Source organism: Acinetobacter sp. ANC 4910, assembly GCF_004331035.1.
Classification (GTDB): domain Bacteria; phylum Pseudomonadota; class Gammaproteobacteria; order Pseudomonadales; family Moraxellaceae; genus Acinetobacter.
Window position 1 is genome coordinate 197,368 of sequence record NZ_SJNT01000005.1, and the last position, 21,261, is coordinate 218,628.

Annotated in this window: 24 protein-coding genes; 13 read left to right on the forward strand and 11 right to left on the reverse strand. The window is 41.5% G+C overall.

Annotation, left to right across the window (positions count from 1 at the left end):
- Positions 1-191: 191 nt before the first annotated feature.
- From glyQ to E0H82_RS07390, 7 genes are all read left to right on the forward strand, one after another.
- Positions 192-1,181 (forward strand): glycine--tRNA ligase subunit alpha, encoded by a 990-nt coding sequence (gene glyQ, locus E0H82_RS07360; RefSeq protein ID WP_116758712.1) that lies wholly within the window; start codon positions 192-194, stop codon positions 1,179-1,181.
- Complete coding sequence (gene glyS / locus E0H82_RS07365) at positions 1,181-3,250, forward strand: glycine--tRNA ligase subunit beta (RefSeq protein ID WP_131264042.1); 2,070 nt, start codon at positions 1,181-1,183, stop codon at positions 3,248-3,250. The genes glyQ and glyS overlap by 1 nt, the downstream gene beginning before the upstream one ends.
- A gap of 91 nt (positions 3,251-3,341) precedes the next feature.
- Positions 3,342-3,890, forward strand: coding sequence for a DUF6932 family protein (locus E0H82_RS07370; RefSeq protein ID WP_228258634.1), 549 nt, complete (start codon positions 3,342-3,344; stop codon positions 3,888-3,890).
- Positions 3,871-4,785, forward strand: a complete 915-nt coding sequence (locus tag E0H82_RS07375; RefSeq protein WP_131264043.1) for a hypothetical protein — start codon at positions 3,871-3,873, stop codon at positions 4,783-4,785. The genes E0H82_RS07370 and E0H82_RS07375 overlap by 20 nt, the downstream gene beginning before the upstream one ends.
- 155 nt (positions 4,786-4,940) lie before the next feature.
- Positions 4,941-5,330 carry a hypothetical protein gene (locus E0H82_RS07380; RefSeq protein WP_131264044.1) on the forward strand — a complete coding sequence of 130 codons (390 nt, stop codon included), beginning with the start codon at positions 4,941-4,943 and terminating at the stop codon, positions 5,328-5,330.
- Positions 5,331-5,643: 313 nt separating this feature from the next.
- Positions 5,644-6,252, forward strand: coding sequence for a hypothetical protein (locus tag E0H82_RS07385; RefSeq protein WP_131264045.1), 609 nt, complete (start codon positions 5,644-5,646; stop codon positions 6,250-6,252).
- Between the two features lie 186 nt (positions 6,253-6,438).
- Complete coding sequence (locus E0H82_RS07390) at positions 6,439-6,867, forward strand: hypothetical protein (protein WP_131264046.1); 429 nt, start codon at positions 6,439-6,441, stop codon at positions 6,865-6,867.
- A 63-nt stretch (positions 6,868-6,930) separates the two neighbouring features.
- Here E0H82_RS07390 and E0H82_RS07395 read toward each other — a convergent pair whose 3' ends face one another.
- From E0H82_RS07395 to E0H82_RS07405, 3 genes are all read right to left on the reverse strand, one after another.
- Complete coding sequence (locus tag E0H82_RS07395) at positions 6,931-7,884, reverse strand: 2-hydroxyacid dehydrogenase (protein WP_131264047.1); 954 nt, start codon at positions 7,882-7,884, stop codon at positions 6,931-6,933.
- A gap of 98 nt (positions 7,885-7,982) precedes the next feature.
- Positions 7,983-8,180 (reverse strand): hypothetical protein, encoded by a 198-nt coding sequence (locus tag E0H82_RS07400; protein WP_131264048.1) that lies wholly within the window; start codon positions 8,178-8,180, stop codon positions 7,983-7,985.
- Positions 8,181-8,298: 118 nt separating this feature from the next.
- On the reverse strand, positions 8,299-9,588 hold the full coding sequence (locus E0H82_RS07405; protein ID WP_131264049.1) for a hypothetical protein: 1,290 nt from the start codon (positions 9,586-9,588) through the stop codon (positions 8,299-8,301).
- Between the two features lie 277 nt (positions 9,589-9,865).
- Here E0H82_RS07405 and E0H82_RS07410 point away from each other — a divergent pair, with 277 nt between their 5' ends.
- Both E0H82_RS07410 and E0H82_RS07415 read left to right on the forward strand, forming a co-directional pair.
- A complete protein-coding gene (locus E0H82_RS07410) occupies positions 9,866-10,642 on the forward strand; it encodes a class I SAM-dependent methyltransferase (protein ID WP_131264050.1) in 777 nt (258 codons plus the stop codon).
- A 21-nt stretch (positions 10,643-10,663) separates the two neighbouring features.
- Positions 10,664-11,215 (forward strand): hypothetical protein, encoded by a 552-nt coding sequence (locus tag E0H82_RS07415; protein ID WP_131264051.1) that lies wholly within the window; start codon positions 10,664-10,666, stop codon positions 11,213-11,215.
- 94 nt (positions 11,216-11,309) lie between these two features.
- Here the strand turns inward: E0H82_RS07415 and E0H82_RS07420 are convergent, their stop codons facing one another.
- The 3 genes from E0H82_RS07420 to E0H82_RS07430 all read right to left on the reverse strand — a co-directional run bounded on the left by E0H82_RS07420 (position 11,310) and on the right by E0H82_RS07430 (position 13,642).
- Positions 11,310-11,717 (reverse strand): GFA family protein, encoded by a 408-nt coding sequence (locus tag E0H82_RS07420; RefSeq protein WP_131264052.1) that lies wholly within the window; start codon positions 11,715-11,717, stop codon positions 11,310-11,312.
- 65 nt (positions 11,718-11,782) lie between these two features.
- Entirely contained in the window at positions 11,783-12,970 is a 1,188-nt protein-coding gene (locus E0H82_RS07425) for a TIGR03862 family flavoprotein (RefSeq protein WP_131264053.1), read from the reverse strand.
- A 3-nt stretch (positions 12,971-12,973) separates the two neighbouring features.
- Complete coding sequence (locus E0H82_RS07430; RefSeq protein ID WP_171458271.1) at positions 12,974-13,642, reverse strand: SAM-dependent methyltransferase; 669 nt, start codon at positions 13,640-13,642, stop codon at positions 12,974-12,976.
- A gap of 83 nt (positions 13,643-13,725) precedes the next feature.
- On the opposite strand from E0H82_RS07430, the gene E0H82_RS07435 reads away from it, so the two are divergent.
- The 3 genes from E0H82_RS07435 to E0H82_RS07445 all read left to right on the forward strand — a co-directional run bounded on the left by E0H82_RS07435 (position 13,726) and on the right by E0H82_RS07445 (position 14,779).
- Positions 13,726-13,899, forward strand: a complete 174-nt coding sequence (locus E0H82_RS07435; protein ID WP_131264055.1) for a DNA gyrase inhibitor YacG — start codon at positions 13,726-13,728, stop codon at positions 13,897-13,899.
- A 162-nt stretch (positions 13,900-14,061) separates the two neighbouring features.
- On the forward strand, positions 14,062-14,244 hold the full coding sequence (locus E0H82_RS07440) for a hypothetical protein (RefSeq protein WP_131264056.1): 183 nt from the start codon (positions 14,062-14,064) through the stop codon (positions 14,242-14,244).
- A 352-nt stretch (positions 14,245-14,596) separates the two neighbouring features.
- Positions 14,597-14,779 (forward strand): hypothetical protein, encoded by a 183-nt coding sequence (locus E0H82_RS07445; RefSeq protein ID WP_131264057.1) that lies wholly within the window; start codon positions 14,597-14,599, stop codon positions 14,777-14,779.
- Positions 14,780-14,927: 148 nt separating this feature from the next.
- On the opposite strand, the gene E0H82_RS07450 is transcribed toward E0H82_RS07445, so the two are convergent.
- The 5 genes from E0H82_RS07450 to E0H82_RS07470 all read right to left on the reverse strand — a co-directional run bounded on the left by E0H82_RS07450 (position 14,928) and on the right by E0H82_RS07470 (position 19,339).
- Complete coding sequence (locus E0H82_RS07450; RefSeq protein ID WP_131264140.1) at positions 14,928-15,572, reverse strand: MBL fold metallo-hydrolase; 645 nt, start codon at positions 15,570-15,572, stop codon at positions 14,928-14,930.
- 15 nt (positions 15,573-15,587) lie between these two features.
- Positions 15,588-16,601, reverse strand: a complete 1,014-nt coding sequence (gene hemH / locus E0H82_RS07455; protein ID WP_131264058.1) for a ferrochelatase — start codon at positions 16,599-16,601, stop codon at positions 15,588-15,590.
- Between the two features lie 81 nt (positions 16,602-16,682).
- Positions 16,683-17,696, reverse strand: a complete 1,014-nt coding sequence (locus E0H82_RS07460) for a DUF4062 domain-containing protein (RefSeq protein WP_131264059.1) — start codon at positions 17,694-17,696, stop codon at positions 16,683-16,685.
- 109 nt (positions 17,697-17,805) lie between these two features.
- The gene (gene murI / locus E0H82_RS07465) at positions 17,806-18,681 is read right to left on the reverse strand and encodes a glutamate racemase (RefSeq protein ID WP_131264060.1); all 876 of its coding nucleotides are present in this window, start codon (positions 18,679-18,681) and stop codon (positions 17,806-17,808) included.
- Between the two features lie 46 nt (positions 18,682-18,727).
- Positions 18,728-19,339: a DUF1285 domain-containing protein gene (locus tag E0H82_RS07470; protein ID WP_131264061.1), complete on the reverse strand. Its 612-nt coding sequence runs from the start codon at positions 19,337-19,339 to the stop codon at positions 18,728-18,730.
- A 188-nt stretch (positions 19,340-19,527) separates the two neighbouring features.
- Between E0H82_RS07470 and E0H82_RS07475 the strand changes: the two genes are divergently transcribed.
- Complete coding sequence (locus E0H82_RS07475; RefSeq protein ID WP_131264062.1) at positions 19,528-21,240, forward strand: electron transfer flavoprotein-ubiquinone oxidoreductase; 1,713 nt, start codon at positions 19,528-19,530, stop codon at positions 21,238-21,240.
- Positions 21,241-21,261: the final 21 nt, after the last annotated feature.

A 21,261-nucleotide genomic window follows, 5' to 3' on the forward strand; every position in this document is an offset into this window, starting at 1 on the left:
TTGATCTTCAAGCTTTAAAACTCGAATTTGAAGATACGAGTTTCAGCAACTCAGCTTATCTTACAACGTTCAAATAGCGGCAAATGAATACACAAATTTTAAATTGATGATTCAAGCTGAACCCTTTGCCACTCCCCTGCAAAATCCTTATACTTAGAGCCAATTTTTCTCTAATTTTTAATGGATGCACCATGAGTCGCGCCATATCGCATATTGATACTTTCCAAGGCTTAATTCTTGCCTTACAAAACTACTGGGCTGAACAAGGTTGTGTGATCTTACAACCTTACGACATGGAAATGGGTGCTGGGACTTTCCACACAGCAACCTTCCTTCGCGCTTTAGGGCCAGAAACTTGGAACGCGGCTTATGTACAACCTTCACGTCGTCCAAAAGATGGGCGTTATGGCGAAAACCCAAACCGTTTACAGCACTACTACCAATTCCAAGTGGTGTTAAAACCAAACCCAGACAACATCCAACAGCTTTACCTTGACTCGCTTAAAGCCATCGGAATTGACCCACTGGTTCACGATATTCGTTTTGTCGAAGACAACTGGGAATCTCCAACACTGGGTGCTTGGGGCTTAGGTTGGGAAGTTTGGCTCAACGGTATGGAAGTAACTCAGTTTACTTACTTCCAACAAGTCGGTGGAGTTGAATGCTACCCAGTGACAGGTGAAATCACTTATGGTCTTGAACGTTTGGCCATGTACCTACAAGGTGTAGATTCTGTTTACGATCTTGTTTGGACCAAAGGTCAGTTTGGTACAGTCACCTATGGCGATGTATTCCATCAAAATGAAGTGGAACAATCGACGTATAACTTTGAATATGCCAACGTTGAAAAAATGTTTGAATTGTTCGATTTCTATGAAGCGGAAGCAACGCGCTTAATGGAAGCTGAACTTCCACTTCCTGCCTACGAACAAGTGATTAAAGCATCACACAGCTTTAACTTGCTCGATGCACGTGGCGCGATTTCTGTGACTGAGCGTCAACGTTATATTTTACGTGTACGTACTTTGGCACGCTCAATTGCACAAAGTTATGTGGCTGCTCGTGCCAAACTTGGTTTCCCAATGGCAGAACCACATTTACGTGATGAAGTTTTAGCTCAACTCAAAGCTCAGGTTGAAGCGGAAGCGGCTCAAGCAGAAAAATCAGCGGAGAACAAATAATGTCTAAACATACCGTTTTATTTGAACTTGGCTGTGAAGAACTCCCTCCAAAAAGCTTAAAAACTTTACGTGATGCCTTACAAGCTGAAACGATTAAAGGCTTAAAAGATGCTGGCTTAGCATTCGATGCAATTGAAGCCTATGCTGCGCCACGTCGTTTGGCATTGAAAATTATCAATGTAGATGCAGCGCAAGCAGATACGCAAAAACGTTTTGATGGCCCTGCGGTTCAAGCTGCTTATGATGCTGAAGGCAAGCCGACCAAAGCACTTGAAGGCTTTATGCGTGGTCAAGGCATTACCGCGGATCAAGTTTCAACTTTCCAAGCAGGTAAAGTTGAAAAAGTCTGCTTCTTGAAAGATGTTAAAGGTCAAAGCCTTGAAGCATTACTGCCACAAATTTTACAAACGGCTTTGGACAACTTACCAATTGCAAAACGTATGCGTTCTGCGGCAAGCCGTACTGAATTTGTCCGTCCTGTAAAATGGGTTGTGTTGCTTAAAGACAACGATGTGGTTGATGCAACCATTCAGGATCACCAAGCCGGCAATGTGACTTATGGTCATCGTTTCCATGCGCCTGAAGCGATTACGTTAACCAATGCAGATGCCTATTTAGACGCACTTCGTGCAGCGAAAGTTGTGGCGAATTTTGAAGAACGCCAAGCAATCATTGACCAACAAGTGAAAGCACTTGCGGATGAAGTCAATGCGATTGCGATTGTACCAAGCGACCTTCGTGATGAAGTGACGGCATTGGTTGAATGGCCAGTTGCACTTCGTGCCAGCTTTGAAGAACGCTTCCTTGCTGTACCTCAAGAAGCGTTAATTACCACGATGCAGGACAATCAGAAGTATTTCTGTTTGGTCAATGCTGACAATAAGTTACAGCCTTACTTCATTACCGTTTCAAACATTGAGTCGAAAGACCCAACACAAATTATTGAAGGTAATGAAAAAGTTGTTCGTCCGCGTTTGTCTGATGCTGAATTCTTCTTCTTACAAGATCAAAAGCAACCGCTTGCATCGCGTAAAGAAAAACTGGCGAACATGGTATTCCAAGCGCAATTGGGTACGCTTTGGAACAAATCTGAACGTATTGCCAAATTGGCGGTAGCCCTTGCGCCAATCACTGGTGCAACAGTTGCCGATGCTGAAAAAGCAGCACTTCTTGCAAAATGTGACTTAACCTCTGAGCTTGTGGGTGAATTCCCTGAACTTCAAGGGATTGCGGGGACTTACTACGCACGTCTTGAAGGCGAAAATGACGAAGTAGCGGAAGCTTTAGGTGAGCAATATCTTCCGAAATTTGCGGGTGATGTTTTACCGAAAACAAAGACAGGTACAACGATTGCGCTTGCTGACCGTTTGGACACTTTGACAGGTATTTTTGGTATTGGTCAAGCACCGACAGGTTCTAAAGACCCGTTTGCATTACGTCGTTCTGCGATTGGTATTTTGCGTTTAGTGACTGAAAACAACCTTGATGTTTCGATTGAAGAATTGATCAAGTTGGCTTTGGCGGCTTATGGCGATGTATTGAAAGATCACGACAAGACTTTGGCGGATGCAGTTGCATTCCTAGAAGGTCGTTACCGTGCGAAATATGAAGACCAAGGTGTTGCTGTTGATGTGATTCAAGCCGTTCAAGCGTTGTCGCCAAAATCTCCTCTTGATTTTGACAAGCGTGTGAATGCAGTCAACCACTTCCGTAACTTGCCTGAAGCTGCTGCTTTGGCTGCGGCGAACAAACGTGTTGCTAACATTCTTGCGAAAGAAGCAACTCCTGAAGGAAGCGTTGTTGAAGCGAACCTGGTTGAAGATGCTGAAAAAGCATTATTCGCTGAACTTGCGAAAATCACGCCTGTAGTTGAGCCATTGTTTGCTGCCAAAGATTACACTGCTGCATTGTCTGCACTTGCTGCACTTCGTGCGCCAGTGGATGCGTTCTTTGATGGCGTGATGGTCATGGCTGATGATGCTGACTTAAAAGCCAACCGTTTACGTTTACTGGCGCAGTTGCGTAACTTGTTTACCAGTGTTGCGGATATTTCAGTGTTGCAGCATTAAGCCTTAATTAGTTGTAAATTAATGAGAACCCCGCTATAAATTAGTGGGGTTTTTTATTCTTAGAATTTAATATTTATGATATAAAATCAAAATGATAACAAAAAATATCCATATGATAGACAATAATTTTACAGAAAACATAGAGAAAGACCCCCAACGATTATCTGAAGGTAAGGTAATTTATCCGTGTTTACTAGATCCTGGTATTCATAAGATATCTTTGGAAAATTTGGAAAAAACAGTTCTCAATCCATTTCAAGATAAAAGAACACGGGCTAATTTATGCAATCGCCTAAGAGCCTTAATTCAGGAATTAGAGGCTTATCAAGTTGAGATGATAATCTGGTTAGACGGATCATTTTGTTCAAAGAAACCTCATCCTAGTGATATTGATATAGTTTTATTTCTCAATGAAGGAGACCTGAATAAACTTTTATCCGAAAAATATAATGAGTTACTTTCATTTCTAGAAAATCGTAATACAATTCGCGCCCGATATGGGTGTGACTTGTTTTTTAACACTATGAGCGAAGTAGATCGCTATCACTATTGGCGTAGTCTTTTCAGTTACAATCAACTATCTGAAGCTAAAGGTTTCATTCAACTTCGAGTAAACTCTCATGAACATCTCTACTCTTGAAGAACAAATACATTTAGCTGAAGAGATTTTGAATAAGGATAGTCAGACCTTAGATAAAAATGATCGCTTCAAAATAGCTTCGTTTAACTCCTTTAAGGAACATCTAAATAACCTCAGAAAGCAGCTCCGCGATCTACAACTCCGTAGAGAAAAAGAAATTCTAGAAGTTCGCTTCATAGGTGACAAAGCTCACAATGGCTCTCTACCTTTGATGCTACATGCAACTTTGTCAAAAGGTTTAGCTGAGAGCCTAATTACACTTTCTACAAAAGTAAGAACTCCTAAAAAACATGCTGACTTTGTTAACCAATCTGACTTAGATCTACGTTTAGCAAATATTGTTTCAGGTTCAACAAAATTCATCATCAGTTTAGAAATTCAGCCAGACTTATTTGGATGGAGTTTGTCGCAAAATACCCTTTCCCATTGGTTCTCATTTTTTCAATCCTTAGATAATCCTGAGATAAATCAAGAAATCTTCTCAATTATGGGTAACAAAGGTATTGCTAGCATTAAATCTATGCTTTCAGCTTTGAAAAGCAATAATTTAGACTTTGAAATTAATTGGGATTCACATCAAAATCAAAAACATTATTGGATGGGCAACACTAATAAAATTGATAAAGCTTTAAACTTTTTAAATGAGCTAGTAATTCAAGAACCAGTTGAATGCGAGATTTCTGGGATAATACAAAATCTTGATAGATCAGGAAAAATTACTCTTGTAAATGAGGATAAAAAAATCTATCGAATAAGATTAGAAAAATCAGTTTTATCTGAAATAGAAAAGTTACGTATCAACCAGTTTGTAACATTAAAAGTAATTAAAAATATTAGCACTCACCCAACATTTGATAAAGTTATAGAAAACTATGATTTCATTAATATTATCTAAAATCAAACTTCCAATCTGCTCTTAGAAATAGCTTTAATATCAATATTAGAGTATAGAAAGCTAAGCCCAAAATTCCAAAAGCAGAATACTATGGTCTTCCTTTTCACAATTCCCTATACTCAAACTAACAACACTCAACAAGAAAGAACGTTAATATGAAATTAAAAACACTTTTACTTACGGGCTTAACTTGCGTAGCACTCACAGCATGTACTTCATCTCCTAAAATTCCGCAACTGGAAACAGGTGTACTGCAAGAAGTTCAGAACTTAGATGTATATCCAAACACAACAGATAATAAAGCCAAACTGACCAAATTTGTAGACAAATGCATCATCGAATTTACAGGCAACTTAGACGGCAACAAAGTTGTCGAACAATGGTCATTTAGAGGAAATACCCTCATTACGGGTAGTACAGCAACATTCGCGAAAGATGGCACCAGTCAAGCCAGCAATTTCGATCTAAACAATGCCCAAGTACAACAAAATTTCATTAAATTACGTAAAAACTTCGCCAAAGATGCCGTTGCACAATGTAACTAAGTGCTATGCAGGCTTTACATCTAAATGGTGTAAAGCCTATAAAAATACTTAAAATTCAGAATAATCGACTCATTTCATACTTCACGACTTGCTTACACCTACATAACTTTGCTGATGTGAACAAAGGACAGCACATAGATACATCAATACCCTCAAGTCGGCTTGTCTCTCTACAATCTTGTGCATATTGTTAAACTGCTGTGCGGAACTGTGTAAGTTTCATCTCAAAAGCGAAAACTCATTTTGAATCTGTTTATGATGGCTCACATTCATCCCTTATTACACAGGGTGTAGTCACAAAGGAATATCTAATATGAACATGATAAAAACAGCGCTAATGAGTACCGCATTTTTTGCCTCTGCTTCAGTCTTTGCCAATGTCGCAGTCAATGGACAGGTCAATGCCTCTGCCGAAGCACAAGGCAATACTCACGGCGTATTACACAATATTCATGAAGGCGTGACGACTTCTGCCCAAAAAGTCGGCAATGGTTTAAGCACTGCCGCAGAAAATGTCGGGCATGGCATTCAACATACTTCTACCCAAGTTGGAAAGGGACTTAGCACAGCATCCGAGCACGTCGGTCAAGGCATTGAAAAAGGTGCTGAACACACCCAATCTACAAGTAAAGCAGTATGGAACAACACTAAACAGTTCAGCACAGAACAGGCGCAAAATGTAAATCAAACTGCAACCAAAGCTAAAGACTACAGTGCTGAAAAGACTGAAAGAACCCAAAATTATTTGGGACAAAAAATGAAGCAAGGCAAAGCCTCAACTGAACGCACTTGGAATAAAACCAAAACTGCATTAACCACACCTACGCAAGCAAATGTAAACGCTCAAGTCGGCGTGCACACTCCTATTGCTAAAACGCAAGTTGGGGTTACATCGCAAACGACAGTCAACTCAGCAAAATAATGCGACCAATTCGTTTGAATGGACACATTTTTAAACTGGGCTGTGCTTTAGCACGCAATGAAAATTCTTGACGTCCGATGGGATACAGCAGAATATGGGGTATCCATTCGGTCATGACACTATGTAAAACATGCCAGCCTACAGCATGTTTTACAACATAGTGCAGAGCAATAGAGGACAAAGTGCATGCAGTTGATAAAAGCCGCCTTAATTTCCAGTACGGTGTTCGTGGTCATGGCGCTCCCTGCCCATGCCACAGAAAGTAGCAAGAAAAAATCCTATGGGGACAACCCTAATATTTTTGAAGTTCTGGGGCAAAAAACCTTAGATACCGCCCAAGATGCTGCCAATGCTGTGGATCGGACAGCACAAAAAGGGATTGCCAAAGTCAAACCTAAAGTCGCTGGAACTTGGCAAGAAACCAAAATCTATAGCGAAGAACAGACTGAAATCGCCAAAGAAAACTCACAAAAAGCCGCAGCCACGGTCAATAGAAAATGGCATGAAGCCAAAGCCAGTGTTTTAGGTGATCCAAATAGCCCGCCAGCACCTATTGAATCGCACCCATTGAGTCAATCTAGCTCGACTCCTGCTCAGAATGGACAACTTAACTAAATCACGCCATTTTTAAAACAATAAAAAAGCACAGCCGACAGACTGCGCTTTTTTCATTTTTAGTTAGGCAACTTGCCGAATTGGTTGTCCTTGCTGAAAGGCAGTCACATTTTCCACCATCTGCTGCACAATACGCTGTCGTGCATCAACACTGCCCCACGCACTGTGCGGTGTTATAATTAAATTTGGAATATCTGCTGCCAATAGCACATTGCCATCTTTCGGTGGTTCGACCGTTAATACATCGGTCGCAGCACCTGCAATACGGCCTTCACGCAAAGCTTGTGCCAAAGCGGCTTCATCGACAATACCCCCGCGCGCGCAATTAATCAGAAAGGCGCTGGCTTTCATCAATTCAAATTCATCCGTACTGATTAAGTTACGGGTAGACTCGGTCAGCGGGCAATGCAGCGTGAGAAAATCCACCTGTGGTAATAATTCAGACAAAGGTAAGCGACCTTCACGTTGCGGGCGATCAGGTAAAGTAGCAATCAAGACGCGCATATCAAAGGCTTGTGCCAGTTTTGCCACTGCCTGCCCTAGCTCACCATACCCCACAATGCCCAAGGTTTTACCCGCAAGTTCCACAATCGGAAAGTCCAGTAAACAAAACTGTTTTGAGCTATTCCATATACCTTGCTTCACCGCGTGGTCATATTTCAGCAGTGAAGTTGCCAATGCCAACATCAGAGCCAAAGTGTGTTGTGCCACCGCCGAAGTGCCATACCCCTGACAGTTACACACCACAATGCCTTGTGCTTTGGCCTGAGCTAAGTCGACATTATTGGTGCCGGTGGCGGAGATTAAAATCAGTTTTAACTGCGGGCATTGCTGCATCACTTGTGCAGAAATCTGTACTTTATTGGTGATAATGACCTGTGCATCTTGCACGCGTTGTAATACCTGATCGGTTGATGTTGCAGGATATAAAATCAGCTCATCAAAAGCGGCAGTTAAGGGTCTCAGATCCAAATCATGCTGATCTAAAGATTCCACATCTAAAAATACTGCCCTCATCTCCTGCTCCTGCTGTTATTTTCCATGACTCATGTAGAGCTTATTAAAAGCCAAAGCAGGTTTCGGTTCAAGACATACACCGTAAAAAGAAAAATCCACTATTTTTTGGAATCTTTTATACACTCACGTACAGAAAATCGAATTTGCTGATAAACATAACTCGCGAGCATCAACACCACCAGTACGCCACTCGCAAAAATGATGGCTGCCAAATCAAAGCCTTGATGAATTAGATAAATCAAACTGAAAATCAGTGTGATAGACAAAAGTACAGCAGGTATAAATATCCTATTCATACAACCTGACCTTAAGTGAAAAATAAAAAAGAGTGGATATTTTTTATCCACTCTTTCGATCTTAAACCAATTCAGTTAAAAATCAAGCCATCCAAATCGAATAAGATTCATCTAATTTTTAGGCTTGTTCTACTTCTTCCGATTCTTCGGGTTGTGTCATGAACTTGGCGGTTTCAGGCGTATCTTCCACAAAATCATTGCCGCCATATTCATCACTGCTGAGGTTAAACTGCTTGTAGCTCAACAAATAATAATCGCTATATTTTTTTAACACCAACGGATGCATACCAGCAGACAATTCGTCCTGCTCTTTGAACAGTTTCATTACATGGCGGTCATTCATGGCAATCACATAGCGTTCATCATTCAGGCTAATCTGAACCAAATCTGTGCCTTTGGCAAAAATTGGAATCAGGAACTTATGGTTCAGGTTAATCGCATTTTGCACATAACTTTCAATTTTCTGGCTAATCATATTAAACACCAGACCATGCCCAAAACTGTCGAGCAACTGACTATTACTTTCCTGTGGCAAATTGACTTGAATGCCTAGTTTCAACAAATCCTGCTCACTGACCTGACGGTTACTGAGTAACTGACGGATAATGCTTTGTTTCAGTTTGGCATCAAAAAACTGGCTATCCAACTGCATGTCATTGTTTCTGAGAATTTTACCCAGTGAACGACGATGATGCGGCAATAAGGTTTCAATCACTTTACGATAATAAAACTTACTGCCTTTTTTCACCTGACGAATTTTTTGATAGAAATAAACACTGTCAAATTCGCGCGTTAAAAAGTCTTTAAGCAGCTCAGAACTGGCTAAGACTGCAATGGCATCATGTCCTGTAAAGGGTAGGTTCAGGACTTTGATTTCTGGAATAACCTGTTCCAATTCAACAAAATGCACGCGGTCTTCGGCACAGTAAGGGTCATAGACCACAATATATTCACAGTCCGCAGCAATATCCTGCGTTTGCACCTGCATATTCGCATTGAGTTCTGCATGGTAAAACATGTTATAGCGGTTATCTTCAACCACTTCTGGGTCAATCGAAAACTGTGGAACCAAAGACACCACACGAGTTAAACCCAACAGCTTTGAATATTTAATCGCGGCATAGCCGCCCATTGAACCGCCATAACCAATGCGTTTTTGAAAGGGTGCAATCACGTCTTCAATGGCTTTGAACAAGTTGTGCATGGACTCCGCAGGAAACCATGATTTTTCTTTGGGCATAATGCCAATCACATTAAACTCAAATTTGGCTAATGATTTTTCCGCATTGATTGCAAGTCCTTTGGCGCGAGTAATTAAGTCACCAAAAGAAAAAACTAACTCGTCAGACGAACCTTTTAAAAAAATAGCGCGAATTTGTTCGTCTTCAAAAATAATGTGTTTATCCATGTCCACACCGAAACAAATCGGCCCTAATTTTTTGTATCAATAAAATTCATAGACCAGCTACTTATTACACTGTCTATGTAGGAGAATGTGTCGATCTCATCTGCATCACAATCAACAACAAAATAAATCTACGGCGTCACAAATCCGTGGCAACATTTTAACGTATGCTGCAACAGATGTATGTATTAGAAAAACAAGTCCCGCCAACGCTTGCTAAGATCATTCGGAGAGGACTATGTTATTTTATAGATGCACAGCAGATAAAAAAGCGCAAAATATGACACAATCACTTCATCCTGCCGCACAGCAAGGTTTCAGTTCTGCCGCTGAACTTTATCAACAAGTCCGTCCAAATTATCCACAAGAAATTGTGACGTGGTTAAAACAACAACTCCACTTGACAGCGCAGTCAGAGGTGGTCGACTTGGGTTCGGGTACAGGAAAATTCCTCCCTTATCTGCAACAAGTAACATCCCATATTATTGCGGTTGAACCCATTGCGGAAATGCTGGCACAATTACAGCAAGCCTATCCACAGATTTCTACCCTACAAGCCAGCAGTGATCAGTTATCTATTGCATCGGGAAGTATCGATGCCGTCATTTGTGCCCAATCTTTCCACTGGTTCGCCAATATGGATAGCCTGAATGAAATCCATCAAATCTTAAAACCGAATGGGCAACTGGGTTTGGTCTGGAATCAACGCGATATTCAGGTGGATTGGGTCAAAGCATTGGCAGATGTGCTCGAACCACTCGAAGGTGATACCCCACGATTTCATAGCGGACAATGGCAACAAGCCTTTGAACAGCAATTTTTATTTGAACTGGATCAGATCAAAACCTTTACACATGTGCATATCGGGCGTGTCGATGAAGTGGTGTCCAAGCGCTTGCTCTCGACCAGTTTTATTGCCGCAATGCCAACTAAGCAACAACAGCAGTTAAAAATGCAGTTTGAACAGATTGTTGCCGACTACACAGGCAAAGCAGCACAGGATGAAATTGTATTCCCTTATGTGACCTACGCGTATAATTTTAAGAAAACAACATAAATATTCTTTAGGATAACTGAAATGAAGCACTTTAAAGCTTATTTGCTCCCACTGCTCTGTAGCACCCTGCTATTCACCGCATGCAGCAAAAACAATGAAAATGATGTACCTGATCCTTCAGAAGATCGGATGATGCAGGAACTGGAATCTTCGCCCATTAAGGAGTTTCCTAAAACTGCGAATGATCAACATGACATTAAACTTCTGGTCGACTATGACCGTCGTTTTAGTGAAATGAGTGATGAAATGGAAGATGAGCTCATTAAAATGCGCGACAACGGCAGCCTCACCGATGAATTTGCCCGTAGTCGTAAACACGACAATATTCAATCTGCTTTGACCATGCTCAAAGATCTGGATTTAAAAACCGAACAAGGGCGATATATTCAAGGGTTAATGGCACAATATTGGGAAAACCAAGCCAAGTTATTAAATCAAAACAGTAAGGCTCCACAAGATATTCCCAACTCAACACCAGATAATATTAAAGGCTTGGGTGAGTTCTTACATGCACAAGAACAGCTAGATCATTGGGAAGTACAATATGAACCTGCGGAGAAAAGTAAATCATAATTAAGATTTACTGTGCAGTAAGTTCACCAATTCTAATAAAAAAAACAGATGCAACGATGTTGTCATCTGGTTTTTTTATTGCAATGCAATAAATTTAAGGACGTTCGCTGTATTGTGGCAATTCATCCTGAATGCTGTCCCACTCTGCCTTAGAATCGACAAAAATATGCATGGTCGGTTTTTGCGTTAATGCAGTATCTAAAGTCCCAAGGCGTAACCGGTAATACTCTGGTGTATCAGTTTTAATGCTCATAATTGGGGAACCACACTCACTGCAAAAGCAACGCTGCGTGGTTTCAGTGGACTGGTAAGCTTTCAGGAATTGTTCACCTTGCACAATTTTAAAATCTGTTTTCTTAATCGGTGCATTGGTGGCAAAGGCTGTCCCATTGGCTTTACGGCAGCGTTGGCAGTGACACTGCACAATATCGCCAATTGCACCACGTACTTCATAACGAATTGCACCGCATAAACAGCTTCCAGCATAACAATGTTGTGACATCAGTTCAGCCCTACAAATGAAAGAGTTTTAAACTAGCATGTCTATCTCTGGCTTTACATCGCTTTTTAATGTGAAGTCAAATATTCATGCACTCCTTCACCTGCGGCACGTCCTGTTGCAAAACAGGCGGTTAAGAGATAGCCCCCTGTGGGTGCATCCCAATCCAGCATTTCACCACAACAAAAAATCTGTGGCTGTTGCTGCAACTGCAAATGCGCCGTTAAAGCTTCGCGTTTCACGCCACCTGCACAGCTAATGGCTTCTTCAAGTGGACGAAAACCTGTTAAAGGAATCGGCAACTGCTTAATCTGCTGTGCCAATTTTTCAGGGTCATGCCAATCTGCTTTTGGCACTAACTCACGAACTAAACTGGCTTTTGCTGTATCTAAACCAGCTTTACGCCAGACATTGCTTAAAGACTGTTTCTTGCTCGGTTGTAATTTTTGTACCAATTGCACATGGCTCAGCTCAGGCAACAAATCGAGCATTAACTGCATTTCTGATTGCTGTCTTAAAGCTCTGCCCTGTTTATAAATCAAGCCACTTTCCAAGCCATAATGAGTGATGACAATATCACCCTGACTCTTTTGCTTTGCATCAACCCAAGCCACAACTCGCTTTAATGGCTGCCCAAACAGCGTTTGCATAAAGGCAGACCATTCTCGTTCAACCCCAGCATTACTGGCTTGAAATGGATTTAATTGTTCTGGCACGAGCCATTGTTGCCACTGACCATCACTGCCCAATTGCGGCCAGGAGACTGCGCCACACGCCAGTACAATGGCATCAAAGTCTTCACTAAATTCGCGTTGCTGAACTAAATCTTTAATTTTTAACGTATTGGACTGAATCCCTAAGCACGAATGTCGGTAATGAAATTGCACACCCTGCTCGGTTAAACGTTTGAGCCAAGCTCGGAGTAAGGGCGCGGCTTTCATTTCCGTCGGGAAAATACGCCCTGAAGATCCGATATAGGATGCGACTCCTAAATCCTGCATCCAGTTTTGAATCCAACTTGCATCCCAACGGCGGATCCAGTTTTCAAGCCATTCGACCTGATCATAACGCTGAATAAATTGCTCAAGCGGCTCCGCATGTGAAATGTTCAGTCCCGTTTTTCCTGCCATCAAAAACTTACGTGCCGCAGATGGTTTCTGTTCATACACATGCACATCATAGTTCCATTGGCTTAAGACTTCTGCGGCCATTAAACCCGCAGGACCCGCTCCGATAATCGCAATCCGCTGCTTCATCACTTAGGCATCACTTTGCGTATCGGCAGAAGTTGGCTTTGGCATATTTACACCCGCCAAAGCCTGAAAATCATCAAAACGCGTGCTGTAATGCTCGGGCTTTTGAATCAGTAATTGCTGACATAATTCTCCACGTTCCAGATACTTAATCTCAAAATGGGTCCGTGCTGAATCTGAAGCAATCACCTCTTTTACATAAGGTAGCTTCCAAACCTCTTGTAGCTGCTGCTCCGCTTCTGCAATATATTCTGGAATATTACTGGCCAAAGTAATCTGACCGTCCACTTGTAGTCGAGACAATATAAATTCGAAAAATGGCATATTCAGCCAGCGCTGCGCGGGGTTATGCGGCTCTGGATTCGGGTATAAAATAAAGAATTGCTGAACTTGTTGTGGAGCTAAGGCATGCACAACCCAAGGTAAGGCATCGGCATGCACCGTCTGTAAATTTGTCTGCCCTTCTGCTTGATGCTGTTTTTGCATCGCCACGAACTTCTCGCGGGTTCGTTCTATTGCAATCAGCTTGCTGTCTGGATGCTCACGAGTAAACAACAAAGCATGCTTACCTTTACCCGCACCAATTTCCACACAAATCGGCGCTGAATCAATCATAATAAAATCACGCGGAGCATGCATATACTGTGCTTGAAATTGACGAATCGGCATAATCAGATCAAACTAAAGAAAATCTGCGCCAGTCTAACACTGCACAAAGTTTTGACCAAATCTTCCCATCTATTTCACTGGAGTCTATTATGCCGAAGACCTTTGCTTGCCCGCGTTGTGGTAAACTTTCAACTTGGCAAGACAATCCTTATCGACCATTTTGCTCTGAGCGTTGCAAGCTGATTGATTTAGGTGCTTGGGCAAATGATGACTATAAATTACCCACCGAAGATGCACCTCAGGCAGAAAACTCAGAAGAATAGCCTTTTATTTTTACAATTCATCATAACGACATACAAATCATTAATTATTTTATACATGATTATTATTTGCACAGGTGCCTTTTTGGCACCATAATATAAAGAATGAGAATCATTCTATTCTTTGCTTTTGTATTGTGCTGTGTTTTATTTTGAGAATTTCCCATGAAAGAATTGGCTTTAAAAATATTCTTCTATCTTTCTGTTGTCTTTACATTGTGTAGCTTTATTCTCGCAATTTATGCACAAGATCTTATGTTTGTGGGGATTGGTTTTTTACTGGCAATTGCAGCCGTTTTGTTGGGTTTAGAGAGCAAGCAATTTTCTGCCAACCCTTTCCGTAAATAGCCACTGCCCAGTTAATGACTCACTGATGGTTTTATTCACGATTACAGCCTAGTGTCCAATCAAAAATTTAGGCTGTATATCTCATTTTATAGATTTAACTAAATCTTTTTCATCTCAACAGGATAATTCTTCCATTTGATTGATTGAGTCACTTAATTCAGCAAAGACCATGCTAAGTTGAAGAATTTATCCTACCATCTCAAAATTATCCACACAAATGCAAAACAGTTATCATATTTTTAAGATTTGTCTAGATTTTCCCAAAAATCCCCCTATAATTCATAAAATTTTACGCTTAAAGTAACAATTTGTTAAGTTTGTTGCATTTTTAGAAAATTGTGGAATCTCCCCCATGAAAGAATTAGCTTTAAAGTTTTTTTTCTATCTCCTTATCGTTTTAACTTTATGTGCAGTGACGTTGAGCCTATTCACGCATGACATGATGATTATGGGCGTAGGTATTCTATTGGCAATTGCGACTCTTCTACTTGGTCTCGAGAAAAAACAACACAAAACCGATCCTTTTAGAAGCTAATGCTCTTCAAGTTGATTGCCACATAAAAAAAATGGGAGTGAACACCTCCCATTTTTTTTATCAATACCATTGAATCTATCCCTCTTCAATAATATTGCATTTTACGCTTGTTCTCTCTGTGGTGAGCCGCTCATTCCCTATAAAGGAACTACCCCGCTTTACCTGCCACAAAAGGATTATGCTGTTTTTCAAACCCAATTGTGCTAAGTGGTCCATGCCCAGAAATAAACTGTGTTTCATCGGGTAGACTAAAACATTCACGCTGAATCGAGTCGATTAACTGTTGATGATTCCCACGCGGGAAATCAGTACGCCCAATCGAACCCTTAAACAACACATCCCCTGTCCACAACAAACCATATTCTGCGTTATAGAACATGACATGCCCAGGCGTATGACCTGGTGCGAAACGGACTTCAAAGTTTTGTTCACCCAAGTGCAACGTTTCCCCACCTTCAAGCCACTGGGTCACTTGAACTTTTTCTGGAATGGGAAAACCATACCGTTCGGAGACTTCTTGCAGCATATCCAACCAAAATTGATCTTCCTTGTGTGGCCCAATCACAGGGATATTCCAAATACGGCTTAAAGTACCCACTGCACCTGCATGGTCTAAATGCCCATGCGTCAACCAGAGGGCTTTTACTGTCAAACCCAATGCTTCAACTTCTGCCTGTAATTTCTCAGGTTCCCCCCCTGCATCAATTAGTACTGCTTCTTTGCTTTCAGAATCCCAAAGAATAGAACAGTTCTGCTGAAATGCAGTTACAGGTACAATTTTCACTTGAAGCATAGTCACAGGTCTCTCTTAGGCAGATGCTAATGTTTGTTTTAAACCATCAAGATTAGCTTGCAATAAGCGCAAGAGCAATTGCAGATGGTCTTCACGTGCATTCAAGGCAGGAATATACGCATAGTGCTCACCACCCAATGATAAAAATAATTCAGCATTCTGAATGGCGAGTTCTTCTAAAGTTTCTAGACAATCGGCAGAAAATGCAGGGCTCATAATCTGCACCGACTTGACTCCTTGAGCTGCCCAATCTTGCAATAACTGATCCGTATAAGGCTTAACCCACTCTTGCTTACCAAAACGTGACTGGAAGCTAATGGCCCATTGTGCATCGCTTAAATCCAGAGCCTGAGCCAGCAATTGAGCTGTTTTACGGCAACGGTCGGCATAAGGATCTCCCTTGTCGGCATAAGGCTGTGGGATGCCATGGAAAGACATCAGCAGTTTTTCCGCGCGACCATGTTCTGCCCAGTAGTCTTTAACACTTTGGGCTAAAGACTGGATATATAAAGGGTGCTGATAATAATCACGGACAATCGAAAGTCCAGGCAAATTACGCTGCTTTTGCATCCACTGAGCCAATAAATCATATAAAGGCGCAGTTGAAGTCGCTGAATATTGTGGGAAAAGTGGCAATAAAATAATATGGTCTTGCGGATTTTGGGTTATTTGCTCAAGCACCGTTGTCATTCCAGGTTGACCATAGCTCATGGCTGGAACCACGTTTAACTCAAATTCTGGATATTTTTCAGTTAAAATTGCTCGCACTTGCGCCACCTGCGCCAATAAAATTTCACGCATGGGTGAGTCTACAGACCAAATACTGGCATAGGCATGTGCAACACGTTTCGGACGAAACGGTAAAATAAATAACCGTAAAATGATTTGCCATAACGGCTTTGGAATTTCAATCACACGTTGATCAGAAAGAAACTGTTTTAAAAACTTTCTGACCGCAGGTGCAGTGGGTGCATCAGGAGTACCCAAATTGGCTAAAATAACGGTGATTTTTGCTTTTTCCGCAAGCATGAGTTGACCTTCATTTCCAATTCAACCCACCCACTTTAACAACTTTTCCATGAAATGAAATACGAATAAATACAATTATTTCTATAGAGAAACACGATTATCCGAAAGTAAATGACTTTCGAGTAAATGATGCCCTTTCTGAGTTAATTTCCATAACATGCGTTGTCGGTCATCTCGCCCAGCTGGACTAATCCATTCGTTTTGACGCATCTGTGTTTTAATATTATGTAATGCACGAATGTTGATCTGTGAGCGGGCAACCGCATGTGCACGAGGCATTTCAATTCGTGCATCGGTCAATCCAATTTCATTTAAATATTCATTCATACGTTTAGAAAAATATTCTTCAGGTGTTGGATTTAAAAAAGTACTGCCCAATACCGCTAAAAGTTCCGCCCATGTTAAGGTTTTCTGAATCTTAAGTTCTTTAAAATTACCATCCTGATAAGCATGCACACGATATTCAAAACTAAAGGCTTCATTCATTGCCACTTTCGGCAAGGTTAAAAATGGGTCGACTTCACGTGTACCTAAATCTCGTTCTAACTGACTAATTTTGGCTTTCAGGCGATCAATTTCATCATGTAACTTTTGTGCATTTTGTGGTCGCACCCACCCTGTAGTTGGATAACGCTCCAACATTTGCGTCATATTCAACCGCACTGCCATTTCTAAATCGCGCAAGGTTCGGTAGGTAAACACCTGATCAACTTCTTGCTGTAACAGTTTACGAAACTCTCTAAATTTTTCTTTCAGCTCTGGTTTCTGGTCGTGTAAGGCAGGATCACGCGAAGCAGGTTCTTCGTGCATAAACACAATAACTGGCTTCTGCTTGGACATGGCATAGATGTATTCCAGATGCATATAGCCCACACCAGAAACCGACTGTTCACCATATTGGCTGCCCAAAAGCATAATCACATAATCACAATCATCAATTTGACGGCGTGCAAAAGCGGTGCTTAATGGTGTTCTTTGTTCCAGTCCCCAAGAAAAAAAACCCATGCCCACTAAGGTTTGTGACAAAATCATGCGCTCTGGCTGCATATCTGCCCCAGAAGTCGAAATAAATACCTGATAACGCTTATCGATCATTGGTTATCCTCACCTTTTCTTCTGCATACCGCAATCAAAGCCTTACAGTATGACAACCCCAATTTCTAATATTGATACTCAAGTTTTAAGATGGATTATTGTTCTGCATTTATTTCATGACAATATTGGCAATACTCCAACTCAAATCAGGTGAAATGAGATGTTGCACAATCGATTCTAAATGCTTGGCGTTATTTCCACTGACATAACATGCTATGCGCGGTAAACCATCCTTCCGTCTCTGCTCAAATAATAACTCATTTTTTAACAAAATACGGGAAGTTTGACGTGCAACGGCATAACCAGAGTCAATTAATGTCATTTTTTGCCCAAAAATTGACTCAATTGCAGGTTTCAAGAACGGATAATGGGTGCATCCCAGTACTAAATAGTCCGCTCCCTGATCGACAACGGGCTGTAAAATACGTTTTAAGGTATCTAGGCAGGTCGTACTCATTTGCTGACCACTTTCAACAAAAGGCACCAATTCCAAGCAGGTCACTGCTAAAACATTCACCTGAGAAGGAATAGCAAAACGTTGTACCACTTCATTAATCAATTTGCCGCGGAATGTCGCTGGTGTTGCCAACACAGCAACGGTTTTGCTTTGACTTTGCAGTACGGCTGGCTTTAACGCAGGCACTAAGCCAATAATCGGGAAATTTTCTCCGTAATGTTCACGTAAATAATCCAGGCTAAAAGCCGAAGCGGTATTACACGCGACTACAGCAACTTTACAGCCTTGTCGATATAACCACTCAATGGCGCGGGCCGTCAGTTCACGAATTTCCTGATCCTCACGTGGACCATAAGGTACGTTCGCTGTATCCGCAAAATAAACGATGCGTTCATTCGGCAAATAGCGTGCAATTTCCTGCGCTACCGATAACCCGCCAATACCTGAATCAAAAATTCCAATGGGTGCATCCGATTGCGCTTTTGGCATAGGATCAACTAAGGGGTAAATCGGATGAATGGCTGTCATAACACACTATTTACAAAGAAAGACCAGAATAAACAAAGCTTAAACCTCAGGTGCCCAATTGCAAGTGAAAATCGCCACTTTGTAGGCTTAAAATGGTATCGCCTTGCTCATTTTCAAGCAGCGCCCCCATTTCAATAAGATGAAAAAAGGCTGAACGCTGAATTAAGGCATTTATCCCAAAGCGCACATGCACATATGGACGCAACTCGCCCGAAAATTCACGCATAAAAATAGGATGTTCGGCATCCACAATAATCAGATCGGCATTGGTTGTAGTGAATTGAATATATGTTTTGCCTGCAATGACCGTAGAGTCAACTTGATTGACGAACAAAGGTTCATCTTCGACCTCGATTTCAATTTGCTCTACAGGTGTCTTCAAATAAAACCGACCCTGTTCTTTCCAAAGCACACTTGAAAACAGGTCTAATAAGGACTGGCGCTTAATCAATTGACCTTCGTGCCACCATTCTCCGTTGGCCAAAACCTTCAAATCCATTTGGCCACAATGCTTTGGCTGCCATTGCGCTAAAGGAGGGATTGACCTTTTGTGACCGCCCTGTGCACTTTTTAAGTATTGTGCAATACTCATTAAGTTTTTATCATCATTTTTCGCTGTATTATTCGTCGGATTGTTGGAATTAGTTTGATTTACCATGAATTAATGCCTACATGACGTAAAAATATTATGATTCAGCCAATTGGCTAGACCACGGTTTAAAACTATACTAGCCCACAATATATAAAGGCACGATAATCCAGTTGTGCCGACTATTTAAGAACACTCATGGCAGCACTGTAAAGAGTCATACAGTTGCCACCTTTAAGTAATATGAGGAGTCCTACATGGAACACATCGAACGTGAATCGATGGAGTTTGACGTCGTTATCGTAGGCGCAGGCCCCGCAGGTCTTTCTGCTGCGATCAAAATTCGTCAACTTGCGATTGAAAACAACTTATCTGATTTATCCGTTTGTGTGGTAGAAAAGGGCTCCGAAGTCGGTGCGCATATTCTTTCGGGTGCTGTACTAGAACCACGTGCGATTAACGAATTATTCCCAAACTGGAAAGAAGAAGGTGCGCCTTTAAATGTTCCTGTAACGGAAGATAAAACCTATTTCTTAATGTCGCCTGAAAAAGCACAAGAAGCGCCGCATTGGATGGTGCCTAAAACCATGCACAATGACGGCAACTACGTAATCTCTTTAGGTAACGTAGTCCGCTGGTTAGGTCAAAAAGCCGAAGAATTAGAAGTTTCGATTTTCCCTGGTTTTGCTGCGTCTGAAATTCTTTACCATGCAGATGGTACAGTTAAAGGTATTCAAACTGGTGATATGGGAATTGGTAAAGATGGCGAACCGACGCATAACTTTACCCCAGGCTATGAATTGCATGCCAAATACACGATTTTTGCTGAAGGCTGTCGTGGTCATTTAGGTAAGCGCCTGATTGCAAAATACAACCTCGATAAAGATGCTGATCCTCAGCACTACGGTATCGGCATTAAAGAACTGTGGGAAATCGATCCTGCAAAACACAAACCAGGTTTGGTGATGCACGGTGCTGGTTGGCCTCTTGCTGAAACAGGTTCTTCTGGCGGTTGGTGGTTATACCATGCAGAAAACAACCAAGTTACTTTGGGGATGATCGTGGATTTATCTTACGAAAATCCACACATGTACCCGTTTGCAGAAATGCAACGCTGGAAAACCCACCCACTAATTAAACAGTATTTGGAAGGTGGCAAACGCATTTCTTATGGCGCACGTGCTGTAGTGAAAGGCGGTTTCAACTCATTGCCGAAGTTTACCTTCCCGGGTGGCTCTTTAATTGGTGATGATGCAGGCTTCTTGAACTTTGCTAAAATCAAAGGCTCTCATACTGCCATGAAATCTGGCATGTTATGTGGTGAAGCTGTATTTGAAGCGATTGCTGCCGGTGTAGAAAAAGGTGGTGATCTGGCGATTGCCCGTGTAACCGAAGGTGAAGACTTCTTTGCAAAAGAACTCACAGCCTATACTGAAAAATTCAACAACAGCTGGTTAAAAGAAGAGCTATACAACGCGCGTAACTTTGGTCCTGCGATGCACAAATTTGGTCAATGGATGGGTGGTGCATTCAACTTCGTCGACCAAAATGTATTTAAAGTACCGTTTACACTACATGACTTAGCGCCTGATTTCAGTGCACTAAAAACGGTAGATGCAGCAACCTTTAAGCCGAATTATCCAAAACCAGATGGCAAATTAACCTTTGACCGTTTGTCTTCAGTCTTCGTTTCGAACACCGTGCATGAAGAAAACCAACCTGCACATTTGAAACTGACTGATGCTTCAATTCCTGTGAACGTGAACTTACCCAAATGGGATGAGCCTGCTCAGCGCTACTGCCCTGCGGGTGTGTATGAAATTATGGAAAATGATGATGGTTCAAAACGTTTCCAAATTAACGCAGCGAACTGTGTACACTGTAAGACCTGTGACATTAAAGATCCATCACAGAACATCACTTGGGTAACGCCAGAAGGCGGTGGTGGTCCAAATTATCCTAACATGTAATCTCTAATCCATAAAAAAATC